Consider the following 15,341-nt stretch of genomic DNA (forward strand, 5'->3'; position numbering starts at 1 on the left):
GTTCCTACCTGGCGGGCGACCCAGGGTGCCCGCCCGCTACCAAATAAAAGGAATGTTGGCCCGCGCTGGGTCACGCAAACTGCCGGAGAAACCGCAGGTCATTCTCGAAATAGAGCCGGATATCGTTGATGCCGTACCGCAACATGGCCAGGCGCTCGACGCCCATGCCAAAGGCGTAGCCGAGATAGCGCTCCGAGTCTATGCCGACGTGGCGGAAGACCTCCGGATACACCATGCCGCAGCCCAGCACCTCCAGCCAGCCGCTCTGCTTGCAGACCCGGCAGCCGGCGCCGTTGCACATGACGCACTGGATATCCACCTCCGCCGAGGGCTCGGTGAAGGGGAAATAGGAGGGCCGGAAGCGTAACTCCAGGTCGCGCTCGAAGAAGTTGGTGAGGAAGTCGTAGAGCACCCCCTTGAGATCGGCGAAGCTGACCTCCTCGTCCACCAATAGCCCCTCCACCTGATGAAACATGGGGGTGTGGGTCAGGTCCGAGTCGCAGCGATAGACGCGCCCGGGGGCGATGATCTTGAGCGGGGGCCCCTGGTTTTCCATGACCCGGATCTGCACCGGCGAGGTGTGGGTGCGCAACAGCCGGTGCTGGTCGAAATAGAAGGTGTCGTGCATGGCCCGCGCCGGGTGATGGGCGGGGATATTGAGGGCCTCGAAATTGTGGTAGTCGTCCTCCACCTCCGGGCCTTCCGCGACCTCAAAGCCGGCATTGGCAAAGAGGCGCTCGATGCGCCGCAGGGCGCGGGTGACGGGATGCAGGCCCCCCGGCCGTTGCCCCCGGCCGGGCAGGCTGACGTCGATACGTTCGCCCGCCAGTCGAAACCCCAGGGCCAGTTGTTCCAGGATACCCCTGCGGGCATCGATAGCCTCCTGGACCTGGACCTTGGCCTGGTTGATGGCCAGGCCCGCGCTGGGGCGCTGTTCCGGTGGCAGCCGGCCGAGTTGCTTGAGTTGGGCGGTCAGCAGGCCGGCCTTGCCCAGGTAATGCACCCGAACCCGATCCAGGGCGGGCAAGTCGGCGGCTGCGGCGATCTCGCCCAGGGCCTCCGCTTGAAGCGGCTCGATGCCGAGCCTGATGTCTTCGCTCATGGTTGATGCCCGGAATGCTGATCCCTGGGGGGGAAGTCTGAACTGGAATAAAAAAGGGGAAAGGCCATGGCCTTTCCCCTCCCTGGCGGCTTACCGCCCTACGCCTGGCGGGGGGGCCAAAGCCACCCCGCTTACGGACGCCCTAGGCTGGACCAGGGGTGCGGTCAGGCGGCGGCGGGCGGCAAGGCGTTCTTGGCCTGAGCGGCCAGGGCGGCGAAGGCCTCGCTGTCGTGATAAGCGATGTCGGCCAGGACCTTGCGGTCGAGTTCGACACCCGCCAGCTTCAAGCCATTGATGAGCCGGCTGTAGGACAGACCACACTCGCGCGCGGCGGCGTTGATGCGGGCGATCCAGAGAGCGCGGAACATGCGCTTCTTCTGGCGACGGTCGCGATAGGCGTACTGGCCGGCCTTGATAACGGCCTGCTTGGCGACGCGAAAGACTTTGCTGCGGGCACCGTAATACCCCTTAGCTTCGTCCAGGATCTTCTTGTGGCGTGCATGCGCGATGACGCCGCGTTTTACGCGTGGCATGGAATGCTTCTCCGGAAATCATTCAAATCATATTAGGACTGTCGATGGCTCGCTAAACCCAGGAGGGTTCGGGAGGGCTCAACAGTAGGGCATCATCCTCATGGCCATCTTCATGTCGGCCTGGTGGAGCATGGCGGGATCACGCAGGTGGCGCTTCCGCTTGGTCGGCTTCTTGGTGAGGATGTGCCGCCGGTGGGAGGCATTCCGTTTGATTTTTCCGGAACCGGTAAACGAAAAACGCTTGGCGGCCCCGCGATTGGTTTTGATCTTGGGCATTTTTCAACACTCCGCTATTGATCATTGCTGATGGCGGCGATCGGCATCAGGAGATGCCTGCGGGCCATCCACCTGACGGCCCGCGGGCATCCCGATCGCGAGGGTCCCGACATCGGGACCCACCTTGCCGCTATTTTTTCTTGGGGCCTAGTACCATCACCATCTGGCGTCCTTCCATCTGGGGTTGCTGCTCGATGATACTGATGCTGGCCAGGTCCTTTTCCACGCGCTGGAGCAATTCGAGCCCCAGATCGCGGTGGGCGTGTTCACGCCCGCGGAAACGCATCGTGACCTTGGCCTTATCCCCTTCGTTGAGGAAACGCGTCAGGTTGCGCAGTTTGACCTGATAGTCTCCTTCCTCCGTCCCTGGACGAAATTTGATTTCCTTGATTTCGACCTGCTTCTGATTCTTTCTCGCCTCGGCCCGCTTCTTCTTCTGGTCGAAGAGGAAGCGCCCGAAGTCCATGAGGCGGCAGACCGGCGGTTCCACGTTGGGAACGATCTCGACCAAGTCCAGACCTTCTTCCGCCGCCCGCTCCAGGGCCTCGCGAGTCCTTAGAATACCAACCTGTTGACCTTCCGCGTCAATAAGCCGTACCTCGGGTACGTTGATTTCCTTGTTAACACGGTTTCTCTTTGGCGCAGCTATCGCAGGTTCCTCCAGTCAGGGAAAAAAACAGCCGGCGAAACCAAGGCCCTGAGCTGGCAGGGCCCGGCGTCCGCCGGCCTGGATTAAATTTTTTGGACCACTTCTTCGCCGAGCCGGGCGATCACCTCGTCCAGGCTCAGGGTGCCCAGGTCCTGACCCTTACGGTTGCGTACCGAGAGGGTGCGCGTTTCGACCTCGCGATCGCCCGCCACCAGCAGGTAGGGTACCCTTTGCAGGGTATGCTCGCGGATTTTAAAGCCGATCTTCTCGTTTCTCAAGTCCAGATGGGTCCGGAAGCCCTTATCGGTCAGAGTGCTAGCGACTTCCCGGGCCCAGTCCGCCTGGCGGTCGGTGATATTGAGCACCACGGCCTGCAGGGGCGATAGCCAGAGGGGGAGGGCGCCGGCGTAGTGTTCGATCAGAATGCCGATGAAACGCTCCAGGGAACCGAGCACGGCGCGGTGCAGCATGACCGGGGTCTGGCGACTGTTATCAACGGCGATGTAGTGAGCACCCAGGCGCTCCGGCATGGAGAAATCGAGCTGGATGGTGCCGAGTTGCCAGACCCGTTGCAGGCAGTCCCGCAGGGAGAATTCGATTTTGGGGCCGTAGAAGGCGCCTTCGCCCGGCTGCAGGTCGAAGGCCAGGCCCTTCTTGAGGAGGGCATTTTCCAGGGCCTGCTCCGCCTTATCCCAGGTGGCGTCGGAACCCACGCGCTTGGGCGGGCGGGTGGAAAACTTCACCAGCACCTCGTCGAAGCCGAAATCCCGATAGATGCCGTAGAGCAGGTCGATGAAGTCCAGGACTTCGGAGAGGATCTGGTCCTCGGTGCAAAAGATGTGGGCGTCATCCTGGACGAAGTTTCGGACCCGCATCAGGCCGTGCAGGGTCCCGGAGGGCTCGTTGCGGTGGCAGGAGCCAAACTCCGCCATGCGCAGGGGCAGGTCGCGGTAGCTCTTGAGCCCGTGATTGAAAATCTGGATGTGGGCGGGGCAGTTCATCGGCTTGATGGCGAAGACCCGCTCCTCGGCCTCGGTGACGAACATGTCGTCGCGAAACTTTTCCCAGTGGCCAGACCGCTCCCAGAGGCTGCGATCGATGATCTGGGGGGTGTGCACCTCGAGATAGCCATGCATCCGGAGTTTGGACCGGATGTAGTCCTCCAGGATCAAATACATGGTCCAGCCCTTGTCATGCCAGAAGACCATGCCCGGCGCCTCTTCCTGGGTGTGGAAGAGATCCAGGGCCTTGCCCAGCTTGCGATGGTCGCGCTTCTCCGCCTCCGCCAGGCGCTGGAGATAATCCTTGAGTTCCTTGCGGTCACGCCAGGCGGTGCCATAGATGCGTTGCAACATGGGCTGGGTGGAATCGCCCCGCCAGTAGGCACCGGCCACCTTCATCAGCTTGAAGCCATTGCCGAGCTTGCCCGTGCTGGGTAGATGCGGGCCGCGGCAGACGTCAAACCAGTCGCCCTGGCGGTAGATGGAGACCTCTTCCCCCTCGGGGATGATGTTCTCGATGATCTGAACCTTGAAGTCCTCGCCGATGCCGGCAAAGAGGGTCTTGGCGTCCTCGCGGTCCCAGACCTCGCGCTCCAGGGGCAGGTCCCGGGCGACGATCTCGTGCATGCGCTGCTCGATCGCCCCCAGGTCTTCCGGGGTGAAGGGCTCCGCGCGGGCAAAGTCGTAATAGAAGCCGTTGTCGATGGCGGGGCCAATGGTCACCTGGGTGCTGGGATAGAGTTCCTGGACGGCCTGGGCCATGACATGGGCGGCGTCATGGCGGAGCAGTTCCAGGGCCTCCTCGTCCCGGGCGGTGACGATGGCCAGACTGGCGTCCTGGGCGATGAGATGCGAGGTATCGACGAGGCGGCCATCGACCCGGCCCGCGAGGGCGGCACGGGCGAGGCCCTGGCCGATGCTGGCCGCGACCTGGGCCACGGATAGTGGGGCATCGAAAGACTTGACGGAACCGTCGGGGAGGGTGATCCGGGGCATGGGCTTTCTGCCTGCTCAGTGGTGATCGGTACGAGGGATCACGTGATTCAGCTCATGGCCAACAACATGACGCCGGCCGCCGAAAAACATCAAGTTACCCATCAAGGCCCAGGACCCCTGGTCGGGGATGGTCGCAAAATGGGTAACCGAAAAATTTGGTAGGCGCGATTGGGCTCGAACCAACGACCCCCACCATGTCAAGGTGGTGCTCTAACCAACTGAGCTACGCGCCTGTCGTCTGAGGGGCGGGATGATACAGAGCCCTGGGGGAGGGCGCAAGGACCAATTTGGGGCGGGGAGGCGCCTGGTCTTGGTGTGACGCCGGCAAGTCAGGCCGGGACTCTTTATAATGAGCCCTCTACCGCGCCCCCACCAAAGGCTCATCCATAATGACAAGTATCCGCCAAGAAGACCTGATCGCCAGCATCGCCGACGCCCTCCAATTTATCTCTTACTACCACCCCCTGGACTATATTCGCGCCCTGGGCGCGGCCTACGAACGGGAGGAATCTCCCGCGGCCCGCGACGCCATGGCCCAGATCCTCTATAACTCGCGGCTCTGCGCCGAGGGCCACCGGCCCATCTGCCAGGATACCGGCATGGTGGTCGTCTTCCTGGAAGTGGGCATGGCGGTTCGCTGGGAGGCCACCCTGGGTCTCCAGGAGATGGTGGACGAGGGGGTGCGTCGTGCCTACCTGCATCCGGACAACCGGCTGCGGGCCTCCATGGTCGCGCCGCCCTACGGCGAGCGGCGCAATACCCGCGACAATACCCCGGCGGTGGTCCATGTCAGCCTGGTGCCGGGGGACAAGGTCCACGTCAAGCTGGCGGCCAAGGGCGGCGGCTCGGAGAACAAATCCAAGTTCGCCATCCTCAATCCCAGCGACAGCCTGGTCGATTGGGTGCTGCGTACCGTTCCCCTCATGGGAGCGGGCTGGTGTCCGCCGGGCATGCTGGGCATTGGCATTGGCGGCTCGGCCGAAAAGGCCATGCTGCTGGCCAAGGAGGCCCTGATGGAGGAGATCGATATCCACGAACTCAAGGCCCATGGCCCGCGTAACCCCCTGGAGGAGTTGCGCCTGGAGCTCTACGAAAAGGTCAATGCCCTCGGCATCGGCGCCCAGGGCCTGGGCGGCCTGACCACGGTCCTCGACGTCAAGATCAAGGACTATCCAACCCATGCCGCCTCCCTGCCAGTGGCCATGATCCCCAACTGCGCCGCCACCCGCCACATCGAGTTTACCCTGGACGGCGGCGGTCCGGCCGAGTTGACCCCGCCGCGCCTGGAGGACTGGCCGGATGTCGTCTGGCAGGCCGATGCCAAGGCCATCCGCGTCAACCTGGACGCGATGACCCATGAGACGATCGCCCAATGGCAACCCGGCGACCGCCTACTGCTCAGCGGCAAGCTGCTGACCGGCCGCGACGCCGCCCACCAGCGCCTGACGGAGCTGCTCAGCCGGGGCGAAGCGCTGCCGGAGGGCGTGGATCTCACCAATCGCTTTATTTACTACGTCGGGCCCGTCGATCCCGTCCGGGACGAGGTAGTCGGCCCCGCCGGCCCCACTACCGCCACCCGCATGGATAAATTCACCGAGCAGATGCTGGCCGAAACCGGCCTCATCGGCATGGTGGGCAAGGCCGAGCGCGGTCCGGTCGCCATCGAGGCCATCAAGCGGCACGGCGCCGTCTATCTCATGGCCGTCGGCGGCGCGGCCTATCTGGTCGCCAAGGCCATTAAGGGTTCGCGCCTGGTGGCCTTTGAGGACCTGGGGATGGAGGCCATCCGCGAGTTCGATGTGGTCGATATGCCGGTCACGGTCGCCGTGGACAGCCGTGGTGGCTCGGTGCATCAGACCGGCCCCGCCGAATGGCAGGCACGGATCGGCAAGATAGCGGTCGTGGTAGGCGGCTAGCGGGGGCCCAGGCTGGCGTGGGCTAGCCAGTCGGTAACCAAAAGCCGATCTGGTGAGGCTGCTTAAGTCCGGGGAGCGGCCGGTTGGGGGGCGGCGGAGGATAGGAAATCTAGCTGCACGGGTGGTCACGGGCGGCCGGCGTGGCAGGTACGCTACTGGCGTTGGACGGCCGGAGACCAGCTCGCGTCCGGGCCGAGCGGGACGGACGGGGATCAGGCCGCCGTCTGGGCGGGGCCGAGCGGGCGAGCGGCGGTTGGCGGCGGGGTTTTCCGGGGGAGCAACTGTGTTTCAGGTCAAGTGGTTTTCCCATGAGCAGGATCCCAGTGCGCCTGATCGCGCAGCATGGCGTTGAGGATCGTCAGAAGCTTACGCATGCACGCCACGAGGGCGACCTTGGCGACCTTGCCGGCCTCTCGCAGTCGGGTATAGAACCCCTTCAGAATCGGGTTGTAACGCACCGCTGAGAGGGTGGCCAGATACAGCACGTGACGAACGGACGCCCGTCCACCCCACACGCACCGTCTCCCGCGCCGGGTGCCGCTGTCACGATTGAGTGGCGCGACGCCGACCAGGGCGGCGATTTGCTTGCGGTTGAGTTGGCCCAATTCGGGCAAACAGGCGATCAAGGTCAGGATGGTGACGTCCCCGAGCCCCTTGACCTCGCCCAACAGTTCGGCCTTGGCCTGCCAGGCGGGGGAGGCTTCCACCGCCTCGCGCAAGCCCTGCTCGGTGGCCTTCAGGCGCTGTTGCAACCCGTCGATGTGGGTCTGGATGTCCAGGCGCACGGCGGCATTGTGGGCGGCGTGCAGACGGTTTTTCTCCATCGTCAGCATCTCGACCCGTTGCCGGCGGCGCGCCAACAGGTCCGTCAAGGCCAAGGCGTCGGCCTCGGGCAGCGCCCGTGGCGTCGGCGCGATGGCCTGGGCAAAGCGCGCGAGGACGCGCGCATCGAGACGATCCGACTTGGCCAGGTAGCCGCAGGCTTGCGCAAAGCGACGGACCTGACGCGGATTGACCACCGCCACCGGCAAGGGTGCGACCAGCAGTTCGGCGACCAGGGTGCGTTCGAGCCCACCCGTCGCTTCCAACACGACCAGACGCGGTTGCCGGGGTTGCAGGGTCTCAATCAAGCGTCGGATGCCGTCCGGATCATGCTCGACCGAGAACGCTTGCTCGGGAAACGAAACGTACACATCCAACGTCGACTTCGAGACGTCGACGCCAACCCAACATGTCTCGGAATTCATGGTCATGCCTCTCAATACCCAGCCATGCAGAATCGGGCTTTCCGCCCTGGCAACTGTTCGGGTTGTTGAGGAAAAAACCCCGCATCGACCCACGCTCTCCCACGCTCTCGGAATCAGAGGGGTGACGGTCTGATGCGGGTAAATTCATCTTACAAGGGGTGCATGGGGCGGCGTGTCAGCGCCGGGCGCCGGCGACGCCGGGTTTACCACGGCGCTTGCTGGTCGCAGACGCCAGGGCCGCGCGCTGGTTGAGCAACTCCAGGGGCGTGAGCGAACGCGCCGTGTGCCCGTCGTCGTGCCGAGGCTGGGGCCGGCGGTAGCGGACTTGCCGCGGATTGCCTGTGCGATGCGGTCGAGGGCAAACGGCGGGCGGGCTGAACCGAGGTTTGTCATCGGAACGAGCACTTCCGAATATCCGGTCGCGGGCGCCCTGGTCATTGACGACCTCGCGGTTACCCAGGACCCCAAGCAGGGGCGCAGCCCTTGGCGACTTCCGCACCGGTGGAGTGTGCGGACAGCTGGAAGATCGATCAGGGCGTTCGCGGCATCTCTTCCTACAACCCTCCAGAGGCGCCTGACTACCAGCTATTTTTATGTCCCGAGCCGCATCGCGACACCAAGGTCGGCGTGATGGCTCCAACCATCTTGACGTCGGGGCCCACCGCACTAGGCCCCACCGTAAGGGCATAAAAAAACCCCGCCTTTTCGGGGCGGGTCCGGGTCTCTGGTGGTCCCGTGTGGCACGGTAAGATCGATGTTTGGTGGAGCCGAGGGGGATCGAACCCCTGACCTATGCATTGCGAACGCATCGCTCTCCCAGCTGAGCTACGGCCCCAAGAATCGGATTTTGGGTCGCTGGGGATGAGTTCTGGCCCGGTGGTGGCCCTGAACTTCCGAGGGTGGGAATTGTAGCACCATAGGACCGGCTTCTGACAAGCGATCACAACTTGGCCCTCGGGCCGGAGCCGCCGGATCCATGGAAGACCGGGGGCTGGAAATTCGCATCAAATGGTTTAATCTTAGTTAGAGTCCCTCGCAACGTTCGGGTTCTGGAGGGGATCTGGACTCGACCACCAACCAAAATCGGCCAGTTCCGGGATGTCCTTCTGCGGCAAGCCGGTAGGTTAGGAAGTCGTTTTCCAGGGTAGGGCAGAAATTTGATTTCCACCAACTTACATAAAGCCATCCCTAAGTAGGATGGAGGAGTTAGCCATCATGTCTTCAATGCAGATCGCCGGTCGTCATCTGGCGGTGGACCGCAAGGGTTTTCTAGCTAGTTTCGATGCTTGGGATCGTGAAGTGGCGGAGGCCATGGCCGCCGAGCAGGATTTAATTCTGACCCCTCGCCATTGGGTGGTTATTGAGTATTTGCGGGATTACTATGAGGAATTTGGGCATCCACCCTCGCCTAAACTGGTCATCCGGGCCATTGGGGATGAAATTAGTCCCCATGTTCCTTGCACTCGGCGCACCCTGGAGGGGCTTTTCCCCGCGGGTGGTTGCAAACAGGCTTGCCGCATTGCCGGTCTGCCGGATTATTACTGCCATTCCTGCTGATTGCCCCTCTCCTGCTAGGGCCTGAACTCGCGGCGGCCTGGGTCTCGTATCCCGGCCGCCGGGAGGGTCCCCTAAAGGCCGCTACCGCCTAATGCTGGAGCACAAGTTCCAGTACCACCTTGCTGCCAAAGTAAGCCAGTATGAGGGTCACGAACCCGCTTAAGGTCCAGATGATGGCTGTCTTGCCCCGCCAGCCGTAGCGGAAGCGACCTATGAGCAGGCTGCCGAACATCAGCCAGGCGAGCGTCGAGAGGACGGTTTTGTGAACCAGGTGCTGGGCGAACATGTCTTCCAGGAAGAAAAATCCGCTCATGAGGGCCAGAGTCAGAAGGGCAAAGCCTGCGCCTATCATCTCAAAGAGCATGCTTTCCATGGTCTGCAGCGGAGGTAAGGCACGGGTGATGCCGCCGGTTTGACGCCCGCGCAGATGATGGTCCTGAATCGCCAGCAGGATAGCCTGAACGCTGGCCAGGGTTAGCAGGCTGTAGGCCAGCATGGAGATGAGCACGTGGATCTTGATGTTCCATCCCAAGGCCGGTCGCATGAAGTCCGGGCTCGGAAAGCTTGCTTCCAGTGCCAATGTCAAGGCCGCCACGGGTAGGAGCACCAGGCCCAGATTTTCCACGGGCTTGGTGAGGCTGGAGATGAGAAACAGGGCAATGATGGTCCAGGATGTTAGAACCAGGGCATTGAAAAAGCCAAGATTAAGACCCGGTTGGCTGAAAATGCCATCGTAGAGAAGCCAGGCATGAAGTAACAGCCCTGCAAAGACAAGCCATAAGGCGAGGATGCGGGGGGGCGGGTTGGGATGCCGGCGGCCGAGCAAGCGCCACCCGATCAGGCCCGTGGCGGCGAGATAAAGGACGATGGCGGTCAGGGCAAAGTAGAGATGATTCATGGAAGTGGATAATCGCATAAAGACGGCGCGTGGGAAACGATGCCGGCGGAGTGCCTGATCAGTCGCACCTTGATCTGATACGCGAGGTCAATCATCCGCCCGGGAAGTCCCTGCATTATACTGGACTGGTTCTACCGCCCACGGGCCTTGCAGGTCCATTACCACTCTTTTTTCCTGTTCGAGGAAGACCATGTTCGAAAATCTGCAGGAGCGCCTCGGACGCGCCCTCGACAATCTCCGTGGCCGGGGTCGCCTGACCGAGGACAACATCAAGGACTCCTTGCGCGAGGTCCGTATGGCCTTGCTGGAGGCCGATGTGGCCTTGCCGGTGGTGCGTGCCTTTGTTGACCGGGTCCGCGACAAAGCGATGGGCGAGGAGGTGGCGCGCAGCCTGACCCCGGGCCAAGTCCTGATTAAGATTGTCAACGACGAGTTAGTCGAACTCATGGGTTCGGCCAACGAGGTCCTGAATCTGGCGGCGCAGCCGCCGGCGGTCGTGCTGGTGGCGGGCCTTCAGGGTTCGGGCAAGACCACCAGTGTGGCCAAACTCGCCCGCTGGCTCCAGGAGAAACAGAAAAAGAAGGTCATGGTGGTCAGTTGCGACGTCTATCGGCCGGCGGCCATTGACCAGTTGCGGACGCTGGCGGCGGAGGTGGGCGCGGAATTCTTCCCCAGCCAGGGTGACCAGGATCCGGTGCACATCGCCCGGTTGGCCCTGGACTCGGCCCGCAAACACTTTAAGGATGTCCTCCTCGTCGATACCGCGGGACGGTTGCACGTCGATCAGGCCATGATGGAGGAGATCCAGCGGCTGCACGCGGCGGTCAAGCCCATCGAAACCCTCTTCGTCGTGGATGCCATGACTGGCCAGGATGCGGCCAATACTGCCAAGGCCTTCGATGCCGCCCTGCCGCTCACGGGCGTTATCCTCACCAAGACCGATGGCGACGCCCGTGGCGGCGCTGCCCTGTCCATCCGTTACATCACGGGTAAGCCCATCAAGTTCCTGGGTGTTGGCGAGAAGACGTCGGCGCTTGAGCCCTTTCATCCAGATCGCGTCGCCTCGCGCATCCTGGGCATGGGGGATGTCCTGTCGTTGGTCGAGGAGGTGCAGGGCAAGATCGACCACCAGAAGGCGGAGCTGCTGGTCAAAAAGATCCAGAAGGGCAAGGATTTTGATCTGGCGGATTTCCGCGACCAGTTGACGCAGATGGCGAGCATGGGAGGTATGGCCGGGCTCATGGACAAGCTGCCTGGCATGGGCCAGGTGCCGGAACATCTCAAACAGCAAGTGAACGACAAGGAGTTGAAGCGGCTTGTGGCCATGATCAATTCCATGACCCCTCACGAGCGGGCCTTTCCCGCTCTCATCAGGGGCGCGCGCAAGCGACGCATCGCCATGGGTTCGGGGACCCAGATCCAGGATATCAATCGCCTACTCAAGCAGTTCACTATCATGCAAAAGACCATGAAAAAGATGAAGGGCGGCGGCATGGCGCGGATGATGCGGTCCCTGTCGGGTCGGCTTCCGGGCATGGGGATGCCGGGGAGGATGCCCTTTTGATGGTCTTGCCAGGCCGATTAGAGCCCTTAGGCGATTTTGGCGCTTTTCATTTTTCCATTTTCAAGTAAAATGCCGTGTTTTCCTGTGCCCCGAATGGTGCCGGGAGACCGATTCTGGAACCCAATCAGGACTAACCATGGTCACGATTCGTTTGTCGCGGGGCGGCGCCAAGAAGCGCCCCTTTTATCAAGTCGTCGTCGCCGACGTCCGTTGTCGCCGAGATGGGCGCTATATTGAACGTATTGGCTTTTTCAATCCCATTGCCGTTGGCGGCGAGGTCAGGGTGCGTCTGGATCGCGAGCGCGCCGACTACTGGATTTCCCAGGGCGCCAAGCCCACCGAGCGCGTTGCGGAGTTGTTGAAGCAAGTATCCAAAGAGGCCGCGAGCTTGCCGGCGGCCACGGGCGTTCAGGCCGTCGTCGCTTCCTGATTCCGCTGACGGCGAGCAGGTCTCGGGCCTTTTTGCCCCAGGAATCAAAACGCCATGGCGGATGACCGTGCCCTAGTCGTGGGACGCATTTCCGGAATTTACGGGGTGCATGGGTTGGTCAAGATCTTCTCCGAGACGGACCCTAAGGAAGCCATTCTGGGCTATAACCCCTGGCTCTTGGGTGATAAGGCCGAGGTGCGAACCGCGGTCGAGGGTCGGCGGCATGGCAAGGGTCTGGTTGCGCGGATTGTCGGTTGTGAAGACCGGGAGCAAGCGGCGGTTCTGGTTGGACAGAACATCTCGGTCAGCCGGGATCAATTGCCTCCGCCGGGCGAGGACGAATTCTACTGGGCCGATCTGGAGGGTTTGGCCGTGGAGACCCTGGAAGGGGTGCCTCTGGGCAAGGTCCATCATCTCTTCGCGACCGCCGGCAACGATGTCCTGGCGGTGCGCGGGGATCGCGAGCGCCTGATACCCTTTATTTGGGGTGAAGTGGTCACGGAAGTGGACTTGGAGAGGAAGTTGATGCGGGTCGCTTGGGACCCGGATTTCTAGCCGCGGTCCGGCGGCGTGCGCTTTGATGTCATTAGCCTCTTCCCGGCCATGTTCCGGGCCTTGGAGGATGAGGGGGTCGTAGCGCGGGCGCTGGCACAGGGAATTGCCGAGCTTCATTTGTGGAATCCGCGCGATTACGCGCTGGATCCCCATCATACCGTCGATGACCGGCCCTATGGGGGCGGTCCTGGCATGGTGATGAAGGTGGCGCCCTTGAGATCAGCCCTGGAGGCCGCGCGGGCCGAGGCGCCGCAAAGTCGGGTGGCCTATCTCAGTCCCCAGGGCCGGCTCCTGGATCAAGGCGAGATGGCGGCCATTGCCCAGGCCAGCGGCTGGATACTGATCGCCGGCCGTTACGAAGGCATTGATGAGCGCCTCATCGATGACTGGGTGGACGAGGAGTGGTCCATCGGCGACTATGTGTTAAGTGGCGGCGAGTTACCGGCCATGGTGGTCATGGACGCTGTCATCCGCCTGTTGCCGGGGGCCCTGGGTCACGTGGACTCGGCTCGGGAAGATTCGTATGTGGATGGTCTGCTGGATCATCCCCACTACACCAGACCGTCGGAGATCGACGGCCGGTCAGTCCCGTCGGTGCTGCTGAGTGGCGACCATGGGGCTATCGAACGTTGGCGGCTCGGGCAGGCATTGGGCAGAACCTGGCTGCGCCGTCCCGATTTATTGCAGCGTCGTTCCCTGAGTAAAGTGGAACAGGCATTGCTGGATCAGTTTATCCTCGCGCATCAAGACGCCGGGTGAGAACAGGAGCGAAAGAGCATGAATATCATCGAGGAACTCGAAAAAGAACAAATGGGCCGCGTGGTCCCCGATTTCGCCCCCGGAGACACCGTGGTGGTGCAAGTCAAGGTTAAGGAGGGTGCTCGCGAGCGACTTCAGGCCTTCGAGGGTGTCGTCATCGCCAAGCGTAATCGCGGTTTGAACTCGGCCTTCACCGTGCGAAAAATCTCTCATGGCGAAGGCGTGGAGCGGGTATTCCAGACCTACAGCCCCGTGGTGGACTCCATCCAGGTGAAGCGTCGTGGTGATGTACGTCGCGCCAAGCTCTACTATTTGCGTGGACGTACTGGCAAGGCTGCCCGTATCAAAGAGAAGATTTAATCTCCAAGGCACCCTAACCGCGAGTGCGGGGAGGATGCTCGCGCCTTCTCCGGCTTTTGCTCTTTCAGGGATGGAATCCCTGGCGTTGCGTTGATATTTGGCAACCTGGCCAGGATCAGGTGGTCAGGGGTCGGAGCGGAGCTGGAGCTTGAGCAAGACCTTCTACTGGCATGACTACGAGACTTGGGGTGCGGATCAACGCCGGGATCGCCCCTGCCAGTTCGCCGGGCTGCGTACTGACGAGGATCTCAACCCGGTTGGCGAGCCGTTAATCCTCTTTTGCCGCCCCGCGGACGATCTGCTTCCCCATCCCGATGCGTGCCTGCTGACAGGCGTCAGCCCCCAGCGCGCTTGGCGCGAGGGGGTGCCCGAGGCGGATTTCGCCGCCGCTATCGAACGTGAACTGGCCAAGCCCGGTACCTGTGGGGTGGGCTACAACAGCATCCGCTTCGACGATGAAATTACCCGTAACCTCTTCTACCGTAATTTTATCGACCCCTATCCCCGCGAGTGGCAAAACGGCAACTCACGCTGGGACATCATCGATGTCCTGCGCCTGGCTCATGCCCTGCGGCCCGAGGGCATCCACTGGCCAGCCAGCGGGGAAGGCGTCACTTCCTTCCGACTAGAACATCTGACCTTTGCCAACGGTATTGAGCATGCTCAGGCCCACGACGCCTTGGCTGATGTGCGCGCCACCCTTCAGCTAGCGGCCCTGCTCAAGACTCATCAGCCGCGCCTCTTTGCCTATGCCTTGAGTTTGCGGGAGCGGGGCAAGTTGGAGGAGTTGGTGGCCAAGGGCGAGCCCTTTCTACATGTCTCCAGCCGCTACCCGGCCCGGCTTGGCTGTATTGCCCCGGTGTTGCCGATCTCCCGTCATCCCCGCTTCCGCAATGGCGTGATTTGCTACGACCTGCGATATGGACCCGAGCCCCTGCTGAGCCTGTCCGTAGAGGCCATGCGCGAACGCCTCTTTACGCCCCTTAAGGATCTACCGGAAGGGATGGAGCGTATCCCCCTCAAAACCATCCATGTCAATCATGCCCCGATGGTGGCGCCCCTGGCGACTCTAACCGCGCTGGCATCGGATCGATGGGGTATTGACCTGTCTCAGGTCGAGCGTCATGCCAAGCTGCTGGGCTCTGCCTCGGACTTCGCCTCAAAGGTGCGACAGGTGCATCTGATTGGAGAGTGGCCGGTTGAAACCGACCCTGATCTCATGATCTATGCGGGCGGCTTTTTTTCGGATGCGGATCGGCGCCAGATGGACCAGTTGCGCCAACTACCGCCCCAGGCCCTGGCGCATACCAAATTGCACTTCAGGGATCCCCGCCTAGAGACTATGCTCTTTCGCTATCGCGCCCGTAATTGGCCGGAAACCCTAAGCCAGGAGGAGCGGGAGGAATGGGACACCTGGCGCTTCCAGCGGTTAACCAACCCGAAAGCGGGTGCCAGTATCGTCTTAAAGGATTACCAAGAGCGACTCGCTGCTCTCCGA

The 15,341-nt window shown here is 62.2% G+C and carries 15 protein-coding genes and 2 tRNA genes (1 of these 17 only partly in view); 8 read left to right on the forward strand and 9 right to left on the reverse strand.

Annotated features, from left to right (window positions below; genetic code table 11):
• Positions 1-70 precede the first annotated feature (70 nt).
• The 6 genes from pheS to IPN92_14010 all read right to left on the reverse strand — a co-directional run bounded on the left by pheS (position 71) and on the right by IPN92_14010 (position 4,790).
• Entirely contained in the window at positions 71-1,090 is a 1,020-nt protein-coding gene (gene pheS, locus IPN92_13985) for a phenylalanine--tRNA ligase subunit alpha (GenBank protein ID MBK8639321.1), read from the reverse strand.
• A 176-nt stretch (positions 1,091-1,266) separates the two neighbouring features.
• Positions 1,267-1,635, reverse strand: coding sequence for a 50S ribosomal protein L20 (gene rplT, locus IPN92_13990; protein ID MBK8639322.1), 369 nt, complete (start codon positions 1,633-1,635; stop codon positions 1,267-1,269).
• Between the two features lie 78 nt (positions 1,636-1,713).
• Positions 1,714-1,911 (reverse strand): 50S ribosomal protein L35, encoded by a 198-nt coding sequence (gene rpmI / locus IPN92_13995; protein ID MBK8639323.1) that lies wholly within the window; start codon positions 1,909-1,911, stop codon positions 1,714-1,716.
• Between the two features lie 130 nt (positions 1,912-2,041).
• The gene (infC, locus tag IPN92_14000; protein ID MBK8639324.1) at positions 2,042-2,575 is read right to left on the reverse strand and encodes a translation initiation factor IF-3; all 534 of its coding nucleotides are present in this window, start codon (positions 2,573-2,575) and stop codon (positions 2,042-2,044) included.
• A 68-nt stretch (positions 2,576-2,643) separates the two neighbouring features.
• A complete protein-coding gene (thrS, locus tag IPN92_14005; protein MBK8639325.1) occupies positions 2,644-4,557 on the reverse strand; it encodes a threonine--tRNA ligase in 1,914 nt (637 codons plus the stop codon).
• Between the two features lie 156 nt (positions 4,558-4,713).
• Positions 4,714-4,790: transfer RNA gene (locus IPN92_14010), tRNA-Val, on the reverse strand.
• A 156-nt stretch (positions 4,791-4,946) separates the two neighbouring features.
• Between IPN92_14010 and IPN92_14015 the strand changes: the two genes are divergently transcribed.
• Entirely contained in the window at positions 4,947-6,473 is a 1,527-nt protein-coding gene (locus IPN92_14015) for a fumarate hydratase (protein ID MBK8639326.1), read from the forward strand.
• Between the two features lie 293 nt (positions 6,474-6,766).
• Here the strand turns inward: IPN92_14015 and IPN92_14020 are convergent, their stop codons facing one another.
• Together IPN92_14020 and IPN92_14025 are read right to left on the reverse strand one after the other, a co-directional pair.
• Positions 6,767-7,720, reverse strand: coding sequence for an IS110 family transposase (locus IPN92_14020; GenBank protein ID MBK8639327.1), 954 nt, complete (start codon positions 7,718-7,720; stop codon positions 6,767-6,769).
• Positions 7,721-8,479: 759 nt separating this feature from the next.
• Positions 8,480-8,555: transfer RNA gene (locus IPN92_14025), tRNA-Ala, on the reverse strand.
• Between the two features lie 380 nt (positions 8,556-8,935).
• Between IPN92_14025 and IPN92_14030 the strand changes: the two genes are divergently transcribed.
• The gene (locus IPN92_14030) at positions 8,936-9,277 is read left to right on the forward strand and encodes a TusE/DsrC/DsvC family sulfur relay protein (protein ID MBK8639328.1); all 342 of its coding nucleotides are present in this window, start codon (positions 8,936-8,938) and stop codon (positions 9,275-9,277) included.
• An 88-nt stretch (positions 9,278-9,365) separates the two neighbouring features.
• On the opposite strand, the gene ccsA is transcribed toward IPN92_14030, so the two are convergent.
• Positions 9,366-10,175 (reverse strand): cytochrome c biogenesis protein CcsA, encoded by an 810-nt coding sequence (ccsA, locus tag IPN92_14035; GenBank protein MBK8639329.1) that lies wholly within the window; start codon positions 10,173-10,175, stop codon positions 9,366-9,368.
• A gap of 190 nt (positions 10,176-10,365) precedes the next feature.
• On the opposite strand from ccsA, the gene ffh reads away from it, so the two are divergent.
• The 6 genes from ffh to sbcB all read left to right on the forward strand — a co-directional run.
• The gene (gene ffh, locus IPN92_14040; GenBank protein ID MBK8639330.1) at positions 10,366-11,739 is read left to right on the forward strand and encodes a signal recognition particle protein; all 1,374 of its coding nucleotides are present in this window, start codon (positions 10,366-10,368) and stop codon (positions 11,737-11,739) included.
• A 136-nt stretch (positions 11,740-11,875) separates the two neighbouring features.
• Entirely contained in the window at positions 11,876-12,169 is a 294-nt protein-coding gene (gene rpsP / locus IPN92_14045) for a 30S ribosomal protein S16 (GenBank protein ID MBK8639331.1), read from the forward strand.
• A 54-nt stretch (positions 12,170-12,223) separates the two neighbouring features.
• Complete coding sequence (rimM, locus tag IPN92_14050) at positions 12,224-12,724, forward strand: ribosome maturation factor RimM (GenBank protein MBK8639332.1); 501 nt, start codon at positions 12,224-12,226, stop codon at positions 12,722-12,724.
• Positions 12,725-12,739: 15 nt separating this feature from the next.
• Entirely contained in the window at positions 12,740-13,483 is a 744-nt protein-coding gene (gene trmD / locus IPN92_14055; protein ID MBK8639333.1) for a tRNA (guanosine(37)-N1)-methyltransferase TrmD, read from the forward strand.
• Positions 13,484-13,501: 18 nt separating this feature from the next.
• On the forward strand, positions 13,502-13,843 hold the full coding sequence (gene rplS, locus IPN92_14060) for a 50S ribosomal protein L19 (GenBank protein MBK8639334.1): 342 nt from the start codon (positions 13,502-13,504) through the stop codon (positions 13,841-13,843).
• A 148-nt stretch (positions 13,844-13,991) separates the two neighbouring features.
• Positions 13,992-15,341, forward strand: the 5' portion of a protein-coding gene (sbcB, locus tag IPN92_14065) for an exodeoxyribonuclease I (GenBank protein ID MBK8639335.1). 96 nt of this gene lie beyond the right edge of the window; the window shows 1,350 of its 1,446 coding nt (coding positions 1-1,350); its start codon is at positions 13,992-13,994; its stop codon lies beyond the right edge, outside the window.

It is taken from the genome of Chromatiaceae bacterium (genome assembly GCA_016714645.1).
GTDB lineage: Bacteria > Pseudomonadota > Gammaproteobacteria > Chromatiales > Chromatiaceae > M0108.